Source organism: Pyxidicoccus sp. M6, from assembly GCF_055568925.1.
Genome location: NZ_CM145714.1, coordinates 9210408 through 9227485 on the forward strand (window position 1 = coordinate 9210408; position 17078 = coordinate 9227485).

16 protein-coding genes are annotated in these 17078 nt (G+C 69.6%); 5 read left to right on the top strand and 11 right to left on the bottom strand.

Annotated elements, in window-relative coordinates; genetic code table 11:
- Positions 1-184 precede the first annotated feature (184 nt).
- Positions 185-760, top strand: coding sequence for a hypothetical protein (locus ACVTJA_RS36080; protein WP_465826655.1), 576 nt, complete (start codon positions 185-187; stop codon positions 758-760).
- Position 761: 1 nt separating this feature from the next.
- Here ACVTJA_RS36080 and ACVTJA_RS36085 read toward each other — a convergent pair whose 3' ends face one another.
- From ACVTJA_RS36085 to mutM, 3 genes are all read right to left on the bottom strand, one after another.
- Entirely contained in the window at positions 762-2135 is a 1374-nt protein-coding gene (locus ACVTJA_RS36085) for a sigma-54-dependent transcriptional regulator (protein WP_465826657.1), read from the bottom strand.
- 16 nt (positions 2136-2151) lie between these two features.
- Positions 2152-2388, bottom strand: coding sequence for a hypothetical protein (locus ACVTJA_RS36090; RefSeq protein WP_465826661.1), 237 nt, complete (start codon positions 2386-2388; stop codon positions 2152-2154).
- A 142-nt stretch (positions 2389-2530) separates the two neighbouring features.
- Positions 2531-3388, bottom strand: coding sequence for a bifunctional DNA-formamidopyrimidine glycosylase/DNA-(apurinic or apyrimidinic site) lyase (mutM, locus tag ACVTJA_RS36095; protein ID WP_465826664.1), 858 nt, complete (start codon positions 3386-3388; stop codon positions 2531-2533).
- Positions 3389-4023: 635 nt separating this feature from the next.
- On the opposite strand from mutM, the gene ACVTJA_RS36100 reads away from it, so the two are divergent.
- Positions 4024-5889: a S8 family serine peptidase gene (locus ACVTJA_RS36100; protein ID WP_465826667.1), complete on the top strand. Its 1866-nt coding sequence runs from the start codon at positions 4024-4026 to the stop codon at positions 5887-5889.
- Between the two features lie 59 nt (positions 5890-5948).
- On the opposite strand, the gene ACVTJA_RS36105 is transcribed toward ACVTJA_RS36100, so the two are convergent.
- The gene (locus ACVTJA_RS36105) at positions 5949-7079 is read right to left on the bottom strand and encodes a serine hydrolase domain-containing protein (protein ID WP_465826668.1); all 1131 of its coding nucleotides are present in this window, start codon (positions 7077-7079) and stop codon (positions 5949-5951) included.
- Between the two features lie 58 nt (positions 7080-7137).
- Between ACVTJA_RS36105 and ACVTJA_RS36110 the strand changes: the two genes are divergently transcribed.
- Positions 7138-7521 carry a hypothetical protein gene (locus ACVTJA_RS36110; protein ID WP_465826671.1) on the top strand — a complete coding sequence of 128 codons (384 nt, stop codon included), beginning with the start codon at positions 7138-7140 and terminating at the stop codon, positions 7519-7521.
- A 9-nt stretch (positions 7522-7530) separates the two neighbouring features.
- Here the strand turns inward: ACVTJA_RS36110 and ACVTJA_RS36115 are convergent, their stop codons facing one another.
- The 3 genes from ACVTJA_RS36115 to ACVTJA_RS36125 form a co-directional block, all read right to left on the bottom strand.
- Positions 7531-8004 (bottom strand): hypothetical protein, encoded by a 474-nt coding sequence (locus ACVTJA_RS36115; RefSeq protein ID WP_465826672.1) that lies wholly within the window; start codon positions 8002-8004, stop codon positions 7531-7533.
- A gap of 42 nt (positions 8005-8046) precedes the next feature.
- Positions 8047-9063, bottom strand: a complete 1017-nt coding sequence (gene rtcA, locus ACVTJA_RS36120) for an RNA 3'-terminal phosphate cyclase (RefSeq protein WP_465826675.1) — start codon at positions 9061-9063, stop codon at positions 8047-8049.
- A 195-nt stretch (positions 9064-9258) separates the two neighbouring features.
- On the bottom strand, positions 9259-10494 hold the full coding sequence (locus tag ACVTJA_RS36125; protein WP_465826679.1) for an RtcB family protein: 1236 nt from the start codon (positions 10492-10494) through the stop codon (positions 9259-9261).
- Positions 10495-10641: 147 nt separating this feature from the next.
- Between ACVTJA_RS36125 and rtcR the strand changes: the two genes are divergently transcribed.
- On the top strand, positions 10642-12291 hold the full coding sequence (gene rtcR / locus ACVTJA_RS36130) for an RNA repair transcriptional activator RtcR (protein ID WP_465826682.1): 1650 nt from the start codon (positions 10642-10644) through the stop codon (positions 12289-12291).
- Positions 12292-12306: 15 nt separating this feature from the next.
- On the opposite strand, the gene ACVTJA_RS36135 is transcribed toward rtcR, so the two are convergent.
- Positions 12307-12930, bottom strand: a complete 624-nt coding sequence (locus tag ACVTJA_RS36135) for a hypothetical protein (RefSeq protein WP_465826683.1) — start codon at positions 12928-12930, stop codon at positions 12307-12309.
- Positions 12931-13226: 296 nt separating this feature from the next.
- On the opposite strand from ACVTJA_RS36135, the gene ACVTJA_RS36140 reads away from it, so the two are divergent.
- Positions 13227-14123 (top strand): hypothetical protein, encoded by an 897-nt coding sequence (locus tag ACVTJA_RS36140; protein ID WP_465826685.1) that lies wholly within the window; start codon positions 13227-13229, stop codon positions 14121-14123.
- A gap of 6 nt (positions 14124-14129) precedes the next feature.
- Here ACVTJA_RS36140 and ACVTJA_RS36145 read toward each other — a convergent pair whose 3' ends face one another.
- The 3 genes from ACVTJA_RS36145 to ACVTJA_RS36155 all read right to left on the bottom strand — a co-directional run bounded on the left by ACVTJA_RS36145 (position 14130) and on the right by ACVTJA_RS36155 (position 16971).
- Positions 14130-15503, bottom strand: a complete 1374-nt coding sequence (locus ACVTJA_RS36145; protein ID WP_465826688.1) for a M24 family metallopeptidase — start codon at positions 15501-15503, stop codon at positions 14130-14132.
- A 128-nt stretch (positions 15504-15631) separates the two neighbouring features.
- Positions 15632-15769: a hypothetical protein gene (locus ACVTJA_RS36150; RefSeq protein ID WP_465826690.1), complete on the bottom strand. Its 138-nt coding sequence runs from the start codon at positions 15767-15769 to the stop codon at positions 15632-15634.
- A gap of 305 nt (positions 15770-16074) precedes the next feature.
- Entirely contained in the window at positions 16075-16971 is an 897-nt protein-coding gene (locus tag ACVTJA_RS36155) for a tetratricopeptide repeat protein (protein ID WP_465826691.1), read from the bottom strand.
- Positions 16972-17078 lie beyond the last annotated feature (107 nt).

Sequence of the window (17078 nt, forward strand, 5' to 3'; positions counted from 1 at the left end):
CTACAAGCCCCCGGAATCGTTGGGTTTCGGGCAGCGAGTCCCCGAGGTAGGGTGCGCGGCCATGACGCGCCCCACTCCGTTCCGACTGCTCGTGTCCGCGCTGCTGCTGGCCTCCCTGAAAGGTTTTGCTCAGGAGGGGCCGCGAGTTACAGCCTCCGAAGGTGCGCGGAGCGAGGGAGGCGAAGTGGACCCACTGGGCGCGGTGATAGCGCCCGCGACGCTTCCGGACGGCACCACGGCGCTCTACGGCTACGTGGGCGCGCCGGAGTTGGGCGTGGGCTTCCGCCAGGGCATCTCCGGCTTCGAGTTGGAGGCGCGAGGGAAGCTGCAGTGGTTCCAGCTGTCCGCGGCCTTCGAGCTGGCGGCGCGGCGCAAGGTGTACGAGCAGGGCGCGCTGTCGCTGGCGCCGACGCTGGCGCTGGGAATCGTCCTCAACTCCGGGGCCACGTACATGGACGAGGACAACTACTCCGGCGCGCTGCTGCGGGTGTCACCGGGGCTGGTGACCAGCTACCGCGTGGCGGACACCGTGGCGCTGCTGGGGCTGGTGGACCTGCCGCTGGACATCGGCCTGTCGGAGGACAAGGCGCGGCGCTTCCAGGCGCTCGGCGGGGGCGGCGTGGAGGTGTACCTGGGCTCCAACCTGTCCGTGCTGTTGGCGGGACAGGTGGGAATCGAGACGTTCCGCGAGCGCCCCGGCGAGGGCGAGACGCGGCTGGGATGGGCCGGGAAGATGGGGCTGGGCGCGCGCCTCTTCTGACTCACGTCAGGCCGAAGCGCTCCAGCTTCTTGAGCAGGCCCTGGCGCGACAGGCCGAGCGCCTCGGCCGTGTGCGTGCGGTTGCCGCCGCAGCGCTTCAGCGCCTCCTCGATTTCGCGCCGCTCCAGCGCCTCCACCTTCTGCGCCAGCGTGCGGGCGCCGGGCGCGCTGGCGCGGGGCCGCTCGCTGCCGGTGAAGGACAAGTCCTCGGGCTGGATTTCGCGGCGCTCTCCGGCGAGCACGGTGGCGCGCTGCATCTCGTGCCGCAGCTCGCGCAGGTTGCCGGGCCATGCATGGGCCGCGAGCGCCTCGGCCGCCGCGTCCGAGAGCAGCCGCGCGCGTCCGTCCGGGCACAGGTGGGCGCACTGGTTGAGGAAGTGCTTCGCCAGCAGCGGCAGGTCCGACGCGCGCTCGCGCAGCGGGGGCAGGCGGATCTCCACGCCCTTCACGCGCCAGTAGAGGTCCTCGCGGAAGGCGCCCTCCTGGAGCATGCGGCCGAGGTCCCGGTGCGTGGCGGAGATGAGCCGCACGTCCACCTTCACCGGCAGGTCCGCGCCCACCGGGAGGATGTCGCCCGTCTCCAGCGCGCGCAGCACCTTGACCTGGAGCGACGGCGTCATGTCGCCCAATTCATCGAGGAAGAGCGTGCCGCCGTCGGCCTCCGCGAAGAGGCCCCGGTGGTCCTTCGTCGCGCCGGTGAAGCTGCCCTTCACGTGGCCGAAGAGCGCGCTCTCCAGCAGCGACTCCGGCAGGGCGCCGCAGTTGATGGGGACGAAGGGGCCGGCGTGGCGGCGGCTCTTGAGGTGCACCATGCGCGCGAGCAATTCCTTGCCGGTGCCGTTCTCCCCGGTGACGAGGACGGGGAGGTCGCTCGCGGCCACGCGCTCGGCCATGGAGACGGCGGCGAGGAACGACGGGCTCTGTCCCACGAGCGCGGTGTCTCCACCGGCACGCGCCAGGGACGTGCGCAGCGACTCCACCTGCCGCTCCAGCGTCACGCGCGCGAGGGCGCGCTGCACGACGACGAGCAGCACGTCCGGGTCCACCGGCTTGGTGAGGAAGTCGTACGCGCCCAGGCGCACGGCCTCCAGCGTGTGGCGCGTGTCCCCTGCCCCGGAGATGACGATGACCTTGGTGCCGGGCCGGGCGCTCAGGAGCGCGGCGAGCCCTTCGAGCCCCGCGGACACGCTGCCGTCGGGCGGGAGCATCAGGTCCAGCAGGACGAGCGGGAAGTCGCGCGCCTCGAAGGTGGCGCGGGCGGAGGGACGGTCCGCGGCCTCAACCACCTCGTAGCCCGCCTCGCGCAGCAGGCCGCCGTATACCTTGCGGAAGGCGGCATCGTCGTCCACGAGCAGCAGCGGGTGCGGTGCGGGCATGAAGGCGGCTCCTGATTCAGTCCGGAAGCGGGGCCTGGCGCGGCGTGCCCATCAGCTCCAGGGCGCGCATCGCGACCCTGTGAAGCGTCTGGGCGCAGGGCTCACAGCCTCCGCCGCAGCAGCGAGGCCAGCGCCCCTCCGGATTGCGCAGCAGCGGTCGCACGGTGGACTGGTAGTAGCTGGGGAAGCCCAGCTCCTCGCTGGCGCGGGCCAGCGCGGCGTCGAGAGGGAGAGGCTCGGTGACGTCGGACACGCCGGCTTCATAACAGCGGTCCGGCCCGGCGCACACCCGGCGCGGTGTGTCTCAGCGTCCGGGCTGATGGCTCACAACAGTGACGCCTGGGACTCCGCGAGACGGAGCGTCCGCCGCTACCTCTCCGGTGCGGTCTGCTCGCTCACAACAGCGACGCCTGCGCGGGCGGCTCGGCCTTCGTGCCCGACTCGGGCTGGCAGGTGGCGCACCAGTGCGTGTTGCGCCCGCCGATGCGCAGGTGCGAGACGGGCGTGGCGCAGCGCGGACATGGCGCCCCGGTGCGGCCGAAGACGTTGCGCCGGTGCTTCGCCTGTCCCTGCACGCCGAACAGGTCCTTCTGCGTACCACGCAGGCTCAGCCCCTCCTCCAGCACGGCGCGGATGGCGCGCTGCAGGCGGGCCACCTCCTCGGACGTGAGCGACGACGCGAGCCGCCGTGGGTCCAGGCCCGCCTGCCACAGGCTCTCGTCCGCGTCGCGATTGCCCAGGCCCGCGACGACGCGCTGGTTGAGGAGCACCGTCTTCAGCGGGCTCCTGCGCCTGCGGAGCTGCCGCGCGAGGACGTCGGGCGTGAAGGTGTCATCGAGCGCCTCGGGACCCAGCTCGTCGAGCTTCAGGCGCAACGTCACCTCGGCGGCCGTGCCCACCGCCACGCGCGCATAGCCGAGGGTGTCGGTGAGGTGCAGCTCCTCCCCACCCTCGAGCGTGAAGACGACGAGCGTCGCGGGAGCGCGCTCGCTCCCCTGGGGGCGCAGCTTCAAGTCGCCCCACAGCATGAAGTGGATGGCGAGCGTCCGCCCGTCGTCGAGCGGCAGGAGGATGAACTTCGCCCGCCGGTGGGCCTCCGTGATTCGTCTCCCGCGCAGGGCCTCGACGAAGTCCGGCGGCGAGGGGAAGCGCACGGCGACCGGAGCCACCACCTCCGCATCCGTGATGCGGCGGCCCACGACGGCCTGCCTCAAATCCCTGACGATGATTTCGACTTCGGGAACTTCGGCCACGCGAGCTCCTCCTCGCGTGGATACATGCTGCGTAGGCCCCACTTCGCGCTACTCATGAGGTTGCGTGACCGCGGGCCTGCCTGCTTCTCGGGCGAGGCCCCATTCAGGGTTGGCACGGATTCACGCGCGAGGGAGCGGGGCCCTCACCGCCCGGTTTCCGGGCGGGCAACCTCGAGCGGTGGGTGCCCCCTCGACGATGAGCAAGCACGCGATGGACGACGGGCTCGCTGAGCTGGCCTTCCAGCAGGATGGGCACGTCCGTGAGCGTGCCCGCGGAGACGTTCATGGTCGCGGCCGGCTCACCACCTCGACGACTGCATGCACTGGTGCGTCAGTTCAAACCCTGCGGCTTCACCCTACTTGTATGCACTGACGTAGCAGCTCGGCCCTGACGTATCAGCTTTGACCCTCCGTTCATCTCGGACCCTGGGGCTTTCCCATACACATAAGCATTTGACGTGTCACCCCAAGCCTCGGCCCGCGCGTTGACGTGTCCGCGCCTCGCGCGACGGAAGATCCAGGAATCGAGCCGCACGACAACACCCTGGGACTGCGCTGCATTCACGCAAAGCGAAGTCTGGCCCGGAACTTGGAAGAGCTCCCGGCCGCAACACAGACCCAAAAGGGGGACACACATGTCGTTGAACTCGAGTCGTCTGGCGCAGCGTCTGTTATTGGGACTGCTGCTCGCCACCAGTGTCAGTGCACAACCACGAAACGGCCGCCCGAATTCAGTCCCCGCAATCGAGCGGCCGGAGAATCCCATCGAAGGTCAGTACATCTTCACCTTCGACGAAACCCAGGTGGCGCCGGAGGAAGCCCAGGCCGCGGCGCAGGAGTTGACCGAGCACCTCCACGCAACGCTGCTGTACGTATTTGACGGCAGCCTGCTGGGCTTCGCCGCCAGCGGTCTGAATGACGGCCGCGCCGTCGCCATCGGCACGGACCGGCGCGTGAAGTCGGTGAGTCAGGACGGAACCATCGAGCCCATCGCCGTGCAGAACAACGCCCAATGGGACCTGGACCGTCTCGACACGCACCCGCGCGTGTATGACACGCGCTACGTGCAGTCCACCACGGGCCAGGGCGTGAATGCCTATGTCATCGACACGGGCATCCGCACCTCGCATGTGGAGTTTGGTGGGCGAGCCACCCTGGACTTCACGGCCATCAACGACGGACTCGGCGCGAGCGACTGCAACGGCCACGGCACGCACGTGGCCGGCACCATCGGAGGCACCATCTCCGGTGTCGCCAAGGGCGTGCGGCTCCATGCCGTACGCGTGCTCGGCTGCAACGGAAGCGGAAGCTACAGCGGCGTCATCGCCGGCATCGACTGGGTGACCAAGAACCACCAGAAGCCCGCGGTGGCCAACATGAGCCTGGGCGGCGGTGCGTACTCGCCCATCGACGACGCCGTGCGTGCCTCCATCGCGGCCGGGGTGACGTACGTCGTCGCGGCGGGCAACGAAAACGTGGACGCGTGCACCAGGAGCCCCGCGCGCACCGGCGAGGCGCTGACCGTGGCCGCGTCGGACATCAATGACACACGTGCCGGGTTCTCCAACTGGGGGACCTGCGTGGACCTCTTCGCGCCGGGCGTGGACATCCTCTCCGCCTGGTACACCTCGGACACCGCCACCGCCAACTTGAACGGCACCTCCATGGCCTCGCCCCACGTGGCAGGTGTGGCCGCGCTCTACCTCCAGAAGAACCCCACCGCCACTCCGGCCGCCGTGACGCAGGCAATCCTGGGCGCCAGCACGGCGAACGTCATCCAGGACCCGAATGGCTCGCCCAACCGGTTCCTCTACTCGCTGGTCGTCCCGCTCGATACGGCGTTCGAGGTGGTGCCCCCGCCGCCGGGAGTCACTCCGAAGCAGGTCGCCGTCGGCAGCGCGAGCAACATCTGGCTGCTCGACACGGTGGGGCGGCACTACAAGTGGAACGGCTCCGGCTGGACCTCCCTGTCCTGCTGCGTGAGCGAGCTCGCCGCGTCGTCGGATGGCGCGCTGTGGGCCACCAACCCGCCGGACAGCATGCGCGTGCTGCGGTGGACCGGCACCAACTGGGCCTTCAACATCCCCACCGGCATGAAGCAGGTCACCATCGCCAATGCGAGCACCATCTGGGGCCTGGACACCACCGGCTACCTGTACCGCTACACGGGCTCGGCCTGGGAGCAGAAGATCTGCTGCGTGGACCGCATCTCCATGGGCGAGGACGGCGTGATGTGGGCCACCAACCCGGCGGATAGCCTGCGCGTCCTCGAGTGGAATGGCACCTCGTGGAACGCATTCACCCGGCCGGCCGGCATGATCTACGTGTCCGTCGGCAATGCCTCCAACATCTGGGGCCTCGACCCGAGCAATCACGTGTTCAAGTTCAACGGCTCGAGCTGGGCGCCCGTGCTCGGCTCGCTCAACCAGATATCCGCCGCGGCGGATGGGACGGTATGGGGCATCGGAGGCGGCCAGATCCAACGCTTCGTCGGACCGTGACGTAGCCACGCGGTGAGCCCCATGGCCGGCCAGTGGTGCCCGGCCATGGGGTCCTTCTTTCAGTGCGCGTTGGGCATGCGCTCGAAAGGCCAGGGCAGCGCACCGGGCGTGCCGAGCCACAGGTCCGCGACCTTCTGCGCGATTCGCCACGGCTCCCCGCCCGCGCGGTTCGTCAGAACGATGACCGTGAGGCGTTGCTCCGGGTACTTCACGATGGCGTTGGTGAAGCCACACGTCTCTCCGTGGTGGGACAGGCGCTTGCGGCCACCGTCATCATCGACGAACCAGCCGAAGCCATAGGTGCTGAGCGTCCCATCCGGAAGCACCGGCGACGTCCATGCGAGCCGCTGGTTCTCCGCGCTCACGAGTCCATGCGAGTCCAACGCCTTGTCCCACGCCACGAGGTCCACCACGGACGTGTAGATGCCGCCGTCGCCGAGCACGGCGCTGGTGGGGCTCTGGTCCCTGGGAATGAAGCCGCCCTGGCCGGCGGCGTAGCCATACGCGCGCCTCGGCACCGTGGAGACGCCCTCTTCATGTGCCACCGTGCGAGGCATGCCACTGGGAACGAAGACGCGCTCGTGGAGGAACCGCGCGAAGGACATTCCGCTGACCTTCTCCACGACGAGCGCCAGCACTGCATAGGCGGAGTTGCTATAACGCACCGCCGTGCCCGGCGCGAAGTACGTCCGGTCCGCGCGCGACAACAACGCCAGCACGTCGCGGTCCTTCACCTGCACCGCCTGCGTGGACGGAACGAAGTCCTCGTAGTCCCAGATGCCCGACGTGTGCTGGAGCAGGTGCTGGATGCGGACCTCGCGCAGGTAGGACGGGAAGCCCGGGAGGACATCGACCACGCGGTCGTCGAGTCTCAGCTTGCCGTCCTGCACCAACAGGAGGATGGCCGTGGCGGTGAACTGCTTGGTGAGTGACGCGAGCCGGTAGCTGCTCTCGGGCGTGGCGAGCGCTCGCTGCTCCAGGTTGGCCAGGCCGTACGCCCGGCGCAGCGCGACCTGTCCATCATGAATCACCACGACGCTGGCGCCAGGGCTGTCCGGCGCGGCGTAGTCACGGAAGAGTGCGTCCACGGTGCTCACCTCCGGAGCGGGGAGCGCTCGGGTGCTCGCGGTGGTGCCGGCACAACCGATGACCAGTGAAAAGAGGACAACGGCAAGCATGCGGGCGCTCATGGTTCCTGGCGGCATGCGGTGATTATGCAGAGAGGGAGCCCGGCCAAGGAGCGGAGAGATGAAGCAGCCAGCCCATGAGCGCATCACCCTCGTGGAGGTGTTCGAGCTGTTGGCGCCCTTCGACGTGTTCGCCGCCACCATCCGGGCCGCGGTGCGGCGCCTGGAAATCGAGGGCGTGAGCACCCTCATCGGCGTGCGGTTCTACGGGAGCCCGGGTGAGACGGAAGCGGGCGCGGTCATCACCTTCGCGGACTCCAGCCAGGTCATGGACCACATCCACATGATTTCCGGATGGCCCGAGTTCAAGGCGCTCCTGGACGTCGTGAAGCCCGTCGACGTGCGTGTCTATGGACGGCTCGGAGAAGCGGCGCACGCGTGGATTCGGACGATGGCGGGCGTGAGCAAGGTCTTCGAGAATCCCGTGGCGGGCTTCGTACGCTGAGACACCGGTTCAGTGCTTGAGCGGGCGTTTGTTGATTTCGGCCACGATGGCCGCGACGCGGTCCAGCTTCGCGGAGACCTCGGCCCGAGCGGAGCTCGCCTCCGGTGCGGACCAGCCTTCACCGACGCGCTTGCCCTGCGCGGCCTCCGGGGCCCGGGCGTTGATTTCGTCGAGGAGGACGGACAGCTCCTGGGTCAGCGCCACCAATTCCTTCTGTCCTTCCGAGCGGACCCGGGCACACCAGCTCGCCTCACCGTAGAACTTCGTGAGCAGGCCACCCGACAGCTCGCCGCCGAGGTGCGGGAGGTCATTGAGTCCCTGCCGGTAGCCGAGTGCCATCATCTGGGCGTTGCGCTGCAGCTCCGAGCAGTGCGCCGCGACGTCCGCCTGGAGCCCACCTGTGCCGCCACCTCCACGCGAGCAGCCAGTCACGAGCAGCAGGGAGGACAGCACCAGGGAGAGACGTGTGAAGTGGAGTCGCATGGGCGCGCGACTCTATGCCATGCGTGGGCTCCCGGCGCGGGCTCAGCCGCGCACCTCCACCTCGCGCACCTTGCGAGATACTTCGCGGACTTCGACCTTCACGTCCAGGAAGTGCGCCATGGTGTGCAGCTGCGTCTCCGCGTGCCCGTCCAGCGGCAGCGTGCGGAACGTTCCACCCTTCGCCAGCGCGAGCAGCAGCAGCAACTGGTCACACAGGTGCTCGCCCACCGGCACCTCGGCGTCGAGGTAGCGCTTCACCTCCTCCGCCACCTCCTCGCCCACCGTCTCCGCCGGCTTCCCGCGCTCACCGAAGGCCGTGAAGACCTCCGTCACGTGCTCGCTCTCCACCTCCGCCATGAGCACGTTGCCCGGCCCCGGAGCGCGCTTCAGCTCCTCCGTGCGCAGCTCGTCCGGCCGCCACTTCAGCGCTCCCGCCACCGTGTCCAGCTCGCGCTTCGCCACGTCGAACGGAATCATCGCTACCACCGCCTTCACGTCGCGGCGCAGCACCCGTCCGCGCTCCATCAGGCTCAGCGGCTTCAGCGGCGCGGGGTGCACGTCGACGCGGAACTTTCCTCCGCCCGCCGGGAAGAAGCCCGGCCGCTCCAGCGTCGCCTCCACCTCCGGACCCATCCGCTTCAGCAGCGGCAGGTACGCCCGCTGCAGGAAGTCGAACGGCGGCGCCGCCGGGTTGTGCGTCCCGCCCTCCAGCATCAGCGTGGACGGCGTCTGCGCCATGAGCAGCGCCGGCAGCACCGTCTGCAGCACCAGCGTCGCGCTGCCCGCCGTGCCCACCGAGAAGTGGTAGTTGCCCGCCGCCAGCGCCCGCGGACGGAACGTCAGCTCCTTCGAGTGCAGCTCCGCGCCGGACACCTCCGCCGCGCCCACCGCCTCCGCGGCCTTCACCGCCGTCAGGTGCTGGCGCAGCAGGCCCGGCTTCGCCCGGCCCGCGCGGATGTTCGTCATGGTGAACGGCGTCCCCGTCACCAGCGACAGCGCCAGCGACGTGCGCAGCACCTGGCCGCCCCCCTCTCCCTTGGAACCATCGATGCGGACCATGTCTTGAATCCTCCTCGCTCCCCGCGACCCACGCGCCACCCGGGACAGTCTGACACCTACCCAAAAATAGCGGCGCCCGCTCCCCCCATTCCTGGCGACCTCTCGGTCTCTCAGGGGGAAGCGGGCGCCTCGGTGTCTTCATCCCGGCATGGCCACCTCGTGGGCTGTCTGGGGTTGTCTTTGACTTCGAGCGCCCTACCCCTTCACGCACACCACCTGCTTCAGGGTGTGGACGACCTCCACCAGGTCCGCCTGCGCCGCCATCACCGCATCGATGGGCTTGTACGCAGCCGGCGTCTCGTCGATGACGTCCACGTCCTTGCGGCACTCCACCCCCGCCGTCGCCTTCGCGTGGTCCTCCAGCGTGAAGCGCTTCTTCGCCGCCTCACGCGACATCACCCGGCCCGCGCCGTGGCTGCACGAATCGAAAGCCTCCGCGTTCCCCTTCCCGCGGACGATGTACGAACGCGCCCCCATGCTGCCGGGGATGATGCCGAGGTCACCCTCGCGCGCCCGCACCGCGCCCTTGCGCGTCACGAAGCAGTTCTTCCCGAAGTGATGCTCACGGGAGATGTAGTTGTGGTGGCAGTTCACCGCCTCCTCCGCCAGCTCGAAGGGCGGCAGCTCACCACTGAGCTTCAGCGCGTCCACCGCCGACTGCAGCATCAGCGCCCGGTTCGTCGCCGCGTAGTCCTGCGCCCAGCTCACCGCGAAGACGTAGTCGTCGAAGTGCTCCGTACCCTCGGGCAGGTACGCCAGGTCCGCGTCGGGCAGGTGGATGAAGAACCGGCGCATGTCCTCCTTCGCCAGCTCGATGAAGTGGCTCCCGATGCGGTTACCCACCCCGCGCGAACCCGAGTGCAGCATCAGCCACACGCCGTCCGACTCATCCAGGCACAGCTCGATGAAGTGGTTACCCGTCCCGAGCGTACCGAGGTGCGCCAGGTCCGGCCCACGGCCGATGCGCGGGTGCTTCCCGACGATGGTGTCGTACCCCACCATCAGCCGCGACCACGCCTCCTGGTGAGCCTTCGGCGCCGAGCGCCACGCACCCGCGTCGTTACGGCCGCCGTTGTCGGTACGGCCGTGCGGAATCGCGCGCTCAATCGCCGAGCGCACCCCGCGCAGCGAGTCCGGAAGCTGGTCCGCGCGCAGCGTCGTGCGCACCGCAATCATCCCGCAACCGATATCCACGCCCACCGCCGCAGGCACCACCGCGCCCACCGTCGGGACGACGCTCCCCACCGTCGCGCCGTAGCCGCGGTGCACGTCCGGCATCACCGCGACCCACTTGTGGATGAAGGGGAGGCCCCGGAGGTTCTTCAGCTGCTGCTTCGCCTCGTCCTCGAACGGCACACCCACCGTCCACGCCTTGATGGGGCGGCCCGCCTCGTCCGACAGCACCTCGTAGTTCGCGTTGTTGCGGTTCATGGCCTTCATACCTTTCGGTCGTCCGCCCGGGCTCTGCGTCCCGGGCACGTCGCGAGGTAGAGCAGCCGGCGTGCCAACCCTTCTTCCGAGGGAAGGCCCTCCGGACAGGGTGCCTTCTCCTATCCCATGGGATAAAGTCCTATCTGCATGGCGAAGACACGGGCGCGAAAGACGGTGGTCCTCGGGATGCTGGGGACGACGCTGGACAACGGGCAGGGGCCGCACCGGTGGACGCGGTGGCGGCCCACGGTGGCGCTGTGCCAGCAGGAGGACCTGGTGGTGCACCGGCTGGAGTTGCTCCACCCGCCCAACGCGGTGTCGCTCGCGGGCACGGTGCGGGCGGACATCGGCCAGGTGTCACCGGAGACGGAGGTGCGGCTCACGTCGCTGGACATCCACAACCCGTGGGACTTGGAGGAGACGTACGGCGCGCTGCTCGACTACGTGCGCGGCTACACCTTCAACCCCGAGGAGGAGGACTATCTCGTCCACATCACCACGGGCACGCACATCGCGCAGATCTGCATGTTCCTCCTGGTGGAGAGCCGGTTCATCCCCGGGAGGCTGGTGCAGGTGTCGCCCGGAGGCACCGGCAGGGAGCGCTCCGGGCCGGGCTCGCACACGCTCATCGACCTGGACCTGTCGCGGTACGACACGCTGGCCGCGCGCTTCCGGCAGGAGCAGCGCGAGGGCCTGTCCTTCCTCAAGGCCGGCATCGACACGCGCAACGCCGCCTTCAACCGGCTCATCGAGCGGATTGAGCAGGTGGCCGTGCACTCCAAGGCGCCGCTCTTGATTACGGGCCCCACCGGCGCGGGCAAGTCGCAGCTCGCGCGCCGCATCTACGCGCTGAAGAAGACGCGGCGCGGAGTGGCCGGCCCCTTCGTGGACCTCAACTGCGCCACGCTGCGCGGCGACGGTGCCATGTCCGCGCTCTTCGGCCACGTGAAGGGCGCCTTCACCGGAGCGCTGCAGGACAGGCCCGGCCTGCTGCGGCAGGCGAATGGCGGCGTGTTGTTCCTCGACGAGATTGGCGAATTGGGCGCGGACGAGCAGGCCATGCTGCTGCGCGCGCTGGAGGACAAGCGCTTCCTGCCGGTGGGCTCCGACAAGGAGGTGGAGAGCGACTTCCAGCTCATCGCCGGCACCAACCGCGACCTCCAGGTGGAGGTGGAGCGCGGGCGCTTCCGTGAGGATTTGCTCGCGCGCATCAACCTGTGGACCTTCCGGCTGCCCGCGCTGCGCGAGCGCCCCGAGGACATTCCGCCCAACCTCCTCTACGAGCTGGACCAGGCCTCCGAGGCCATGGGCGAGCGCGTCACCATGAACAAGGAGGCGCAGGAGCGGTTCCTCGGGTTCGCCACGTCGCCGGACGCGCGGTGGTCCGGCAACTTCCGGGACTTGAATGCCGCGGTGCTGCGCATGGCCACGCTCGCCGCCGGAGGACGGATTACCCGCGAGGTGGTGGACGAGGAGATTGCCCGGCTGCGCGAGCAGTGGCGTCCGGCCGGGGCGCGCGGTGCCGAGGCTCGCGCCGGAGCGGCGGACCAGGTGGCGGAAATCCTGGGTGAGGACCTGGCGCGGGAGCTGGACCGGTTCGACCGGGTGCAGCTCGCGGACGTGCTGAGCGTGTGCCGGGCCTCGCGCACGCTGTCGGATGCCGGACGCGTGCTGTTCGCTCAGTCACGCGCGCAGAAGAAGAGCGTCAACGACGCGGACCGGTTGAAGAAGTACCTCGCGCGCTTCGGCCTCACCTGGGCGGACGTGAGCGGGCGCGGGGCCACCGAGGCGGCCTGAGGGAGGGCGACGTCTTCAGGCGGCCGGATGCGAGGCGCCCTTGCGAGGGAGGAACGACGCCTCGTACTCGGCGAGCAGCTCCGGGAAGACGATGCACTTCTGCTGCGGCGGGTAGAAGCCCGTCGTGTAGCGGATGGCCGCGTAGCCGAAGATTTCAGTGAACAGCGCCAGCTTCGCCTCGGGCGGGGCCCAGCGGAGATGGTCATGGTAGGCCAGGACCTCTCCCTCCAGGGTGAAGGTCCGCTGGAACAGCACGTGCGGCAGGACGTCATGCACGACGCGGAAGAGGCAGTTCTCCTCCGGCGTCCAGAGCGGGTGCTCGCAGTGCTCGGTGTTGATTTCGAGCCGCCCGCGCGCGACATCGGCGGTGATGTCCTCGGGGCCGGAGTAGAGGGTCCGCGTCGAGAACTCGATGTTCAGCAGGGGCTTCACGAGCGCGTGGACCTCGCGGGTGTGGTCCATCAACGCTCGCCAGGACCCGGCGAATGCGGGGTCCAACAGCCGGGAGTCCGCCGCGTAGGCGTCCCTCACGCGGGCCGCGAACGCCTCGAGCGGAGCCGGCTGAAAGGCGACGGGGTCGGGATGGGGCGCATCCGACGGCGGAAGGCGATGGGTGAACAGCTCTCGCAATGCGCTCACGACAGGTGTCATCGGGTTGCCCTCGGATGGCGGGAACATAACAGCCCGCGCCGGTGCATGAATTCCCTCGTGAGGGGGCAGATGTGTGTCCACCCTGATGCGCTTGCCGAAGCCCCTCTTTCGAACGCGCGCTCTCGGACTGTCGCAGGATGAGACGCGGCGCTGTCGGGTCCGCCCGAGCACGGACGGCGAAAAATCAGCCGAAGTGTTGAAGGACGGGTGACCGTCTTCGTCATTACCGGTGTTCCAGGAAGTACAGGGGGCCGTGAGCCGGACAGGCCTCACGGGAACACCGTATGCAGACATCTCTCCGCCGTCGCGCCCCGCACCGCCGGGCCGCCGCGTGGCTCCTCGCCACCTGCCTCGCGCTCGCGAGCACCGCCGCCACGGCGCAGGTCCGCGAGCCGGACAACTTCATCGCCACCACCCTGCTCTTCTCGTCGGCGCCGAAGCTGAACGACGTGTCCACCCGGCACTTCTCGCCCACGCTCTCCGCTGGCTTCAAGGTGTCCGAGCACGGCCAGCTCCGCCTGGACTGGGGACTGCCCTACACCACGCTCGCGTCGGGAAGCAGCCGCGAGTGGAGCCATGTCGGCCCGTCCAACCTCCTCGTCGGCCTGCACCACACCCGCACCTTCGCGGACGACGTCCTCTTCGCCCGCGTGGGCGCCGCCGTGGCCCTGCCCATCGCCCTGCGCCACGACGCGCGCGAGGCCGGCGAGGCCACCACCGCCGCCGAGGGCGCCAACTACGCCACCGCCTCCGCCGTGCGCGGACTGGCGGACCCGTGGCTGTGGGCGCTCGACACCACCTCCGTGGTGCTACCCCTCGCCGTGGGCATGGACCTGCCCGGCTTCCAGCTCCGCGCCGACGTGGCCATCGGCATGCTGGTGCCCGTCTCGCACTCGTCGGACGACACCCACTTCGTCGCGCAGGCCAGCGCGGAGGCATCCCTCGGATTGGGCCTGCTGGAGCCCGGCCTGCGCGCCCAAGTCGTGTCGCCGCACCTCACCGACGCGACGTGGGACGGGCGGGACTCGCTGCTCTCCCTCGAGCCCTTCGTCCGCGCCCGCCTCGGCTCCGGCTTCGCGCGCGCGGGCGTGCGCATCGACGTGGACACACCGGACGGCATCCGCGCGCCCGGCGCCTCGCGCATGTGGGCCCTCGGCGTGGGCGCCGGCATCGGCTTCTGACGGCCGTCAGTGCATCTCCGCGCCGCGCGTGGTGAAGACGCCGCTGCCGACGAGGTAGAAGGCCTCCTGCCTCGGCACGAAGAACTTCCAGCCCTCCGCCGTGAGGTACGCGGGGTCCTCCATCATCACGAACACCTTCTGCCCGTTCCACTCGGGCACCGCGGTGGCCGTGTTGAGCTCGATGGCGGCGTACGAGCCCTCGCGCAAGAGCCGGGGCTCCTCCTTCCGGCTGGCGGAGCGGAAGTCGATGCTCGCCCCCAGCGCGTGGCCCTGGTTGCCCAGCGGGTGGCTGTACACCATCGCCTCGATTCCCTTCTCCTTCATCTCCGCCATCGTCTGCTCGTACACGTCCGCCGACGAGCGGCCCGGGCGCGAGGCGCGCAGCATCAGCGCGTCCTGCAGCGCATGCGTGTTCGCGAGCGCCTTCTTCAAGCCGGCCGGCACGTCCGACTCGCCCTCGAGCGGCACGTACGCCATCTTCTGCCAGTCCGTATTCAGCCCCATGTATGTGATTCCGAAGTCCACGTGGAGCAGGTCGCCGCGCTGGATGACGACGTCCTCCGTCGCGGGCGCGAGGAAGCCGCGCGTCGAGGAGGCCGCCATGCCCTTGCGCTGCACGCGCAGGTCGGGCTGGAACCACGTGCTCACGCCCAGCTCCCACAGCCTGTCGAAGAGCCAGCGGCGCACGTCGCCCACCGTCGTCTTCCCGGGAGTAATCACCGACGTCGACAGGGCCTCCTTCACCACCGCGTCCGTGAGCTGCACGAGGCCGTGGTACGTCTCCCACTCCTCCGGAAGCCGCGTGTCCAGGTACTCCTCGATGAGCGGCGCCGCGCTCACGAAGCGCGACTCCGCCTCCGTGCCCAGCGCCTCCACCAGGAAGGCGTAGCCGTCACGCGTCAGGCTGCGCGTCACGCCGCGCCTGCCGCCGATGCCCAGCGCAATCGTCTTCGGGTGGTAGCGCGCGTCCAGTTCGCCCAGCACCTCGCGCGGCGTGCGCCCCTCGGCGGCCAGTTCGAAGAAGCGCGTGAGCACGGCCTCCGTGTAGCCCGTCAGCGCCACGCGCTTGAGCCCCTCGGCGCCCGCGTCGACGAAGATGAAGATGTCCCGGTTGCCCGCGTACGGCCGCGGCGGCGCCACGAACTGCGTCAGCGGGTCGTCGTGGAACTCCTCGTTGACGACAATCCACATGCCCACGCCATGGCGGCGCATCATGTCCAAGAGCAGCCCATGGCGCTTCTGCAGCCAGGCCTCGCGCACGGCAATCTGCTCGGACCACTTCAGCAGGGGCGGTGAGTCGTCACCGCTTCCCCTCCGGGCCGGCGTGGCACAGGCGGCCAGCAGCACGCACGAGAGGATGGCCCAGCTTCCACCACGCATTCGAGGTCTCCCTGTCGAGAAGGAGCCCCGCACCCTACTACCTCATGAAACCGGAGGCCCCCCGCCCCTGGAGTCCCTTGGTGACTCCAGGAGGCGGAGGACCTGGGGCGCGAACTTCCGCGCCTGCTTCAGAAGCTGGCGATCTGGAACTCCAGGTCGTCTTCGTAGATCAGCTCCATTTCCAGTCCCCCCCGGTCCTCATCGGTACCACTGGCCCCCATCGAATACCGCGCGTCCCCCCGCTCGTCCGGCGCCACCACCCCCACGCCTGCCTCCGACCTCGCCGCCCACGGCCCCCCGACCGCCCCGCGTCCCTCCTCGGGCGCCCACAATCCACTGGCCTCCCCATGGCCACGCGCGTCACAACGAAACATCACTCCCCCCTTGCGATGCTGGCGGCGCTGCCCCCCGGCCGCGCCCGCCTTTCACTTCCAAATACGTACACAGCCCTTTTTCTTGTGCGTTTTGCTCAAAAAAGTTCCGGGGCACCTCCCCGAGGGGAAATGCCCCGTGAAACAACCCGGAAGACAGGGAACACGAAACAATAACCAGAGTCTTTTGAAACCCTGGCTCAGCGCGCCGCGGCGAGGCCGGTGTTCCACGTCACCCCGCGTGCCTGTGTTTCATGACGGAGCGCGCGGGCGCGGATCAGCGCCTCCTCGCTCCAGCCGGGCTCGCCCAGCCTCGCCACGGCCTCGAAGGCCTCGGCGGCGGGGAGGGTCAGCCCCAACTCCCGCAGCGCCAGCGCCCGGTTCCAATGCGCCTGCGGGTGCATGGGGACCTGGCGCAGCACGCCCTCCAGCAGCGAGAGCGCGTCCCGGGGGCGGCCCTGGTCCAGGAGGATGATGGCCCTGTCACAGTCGCGGTCCGGCGACGGGGGCGTGCGCTGGAGGAAGTCCGACGCCTGCCGCCAGTCCTTGCGCACGAGGTACGCGGCGGCGATGCCGTGGAAGTCCCCCGCCTCCTCCAGGTCCGCCAGGTCGCGCAGCGGTGGCGGCCGGAGCGCCTCGGGCATCCCCGTGGCGCTGCGCAGGGGCGCGAAGGGGCGGTGCCCGTCCGCGGGGGCGTACGCCACCCGGGCCTCCAGCAGGCGCGTGGACGCGTGGGCGAGCCATACCTCGCGCGGCACCACGCGCGGAGACGAGGAGACGACGGAGAACGTCGCGTACCCCCCGGCCAGCAGCAACACCAGCAGCGCGCCCGCCGTCACGCGCCCTCCGGGCAGCACCGTCAGCAGGGGCCGGCGCTTCTTCAACGCGGGCTCGGGCTTCACCGGCGCCGTGTGGAGCCTCGCCGCGGCGTCGGCGTCACCCAGCGAGTAGAGGCTGAGCAACTCCAGTTGCATCGCCTCGTGCAGCCCCGTGGCGCACGGCTCGCAGCGGGCGAGGTGGTGGCGGAACTTCTCCTCGTCCACCGGGCCCAGCTCACCGTCCAGGAAGAGGTACAACTTGTCGCACTGGGAGCTCATGTGGCCTCCCCTCTGCCAGCAGGCGTCGGCAGCATCCGTGTGAGCGACTCCTGGATATAGGCCCCGGTATGAGGGAGGACCGTGACCTTGCGCTGAACCCTCATCGA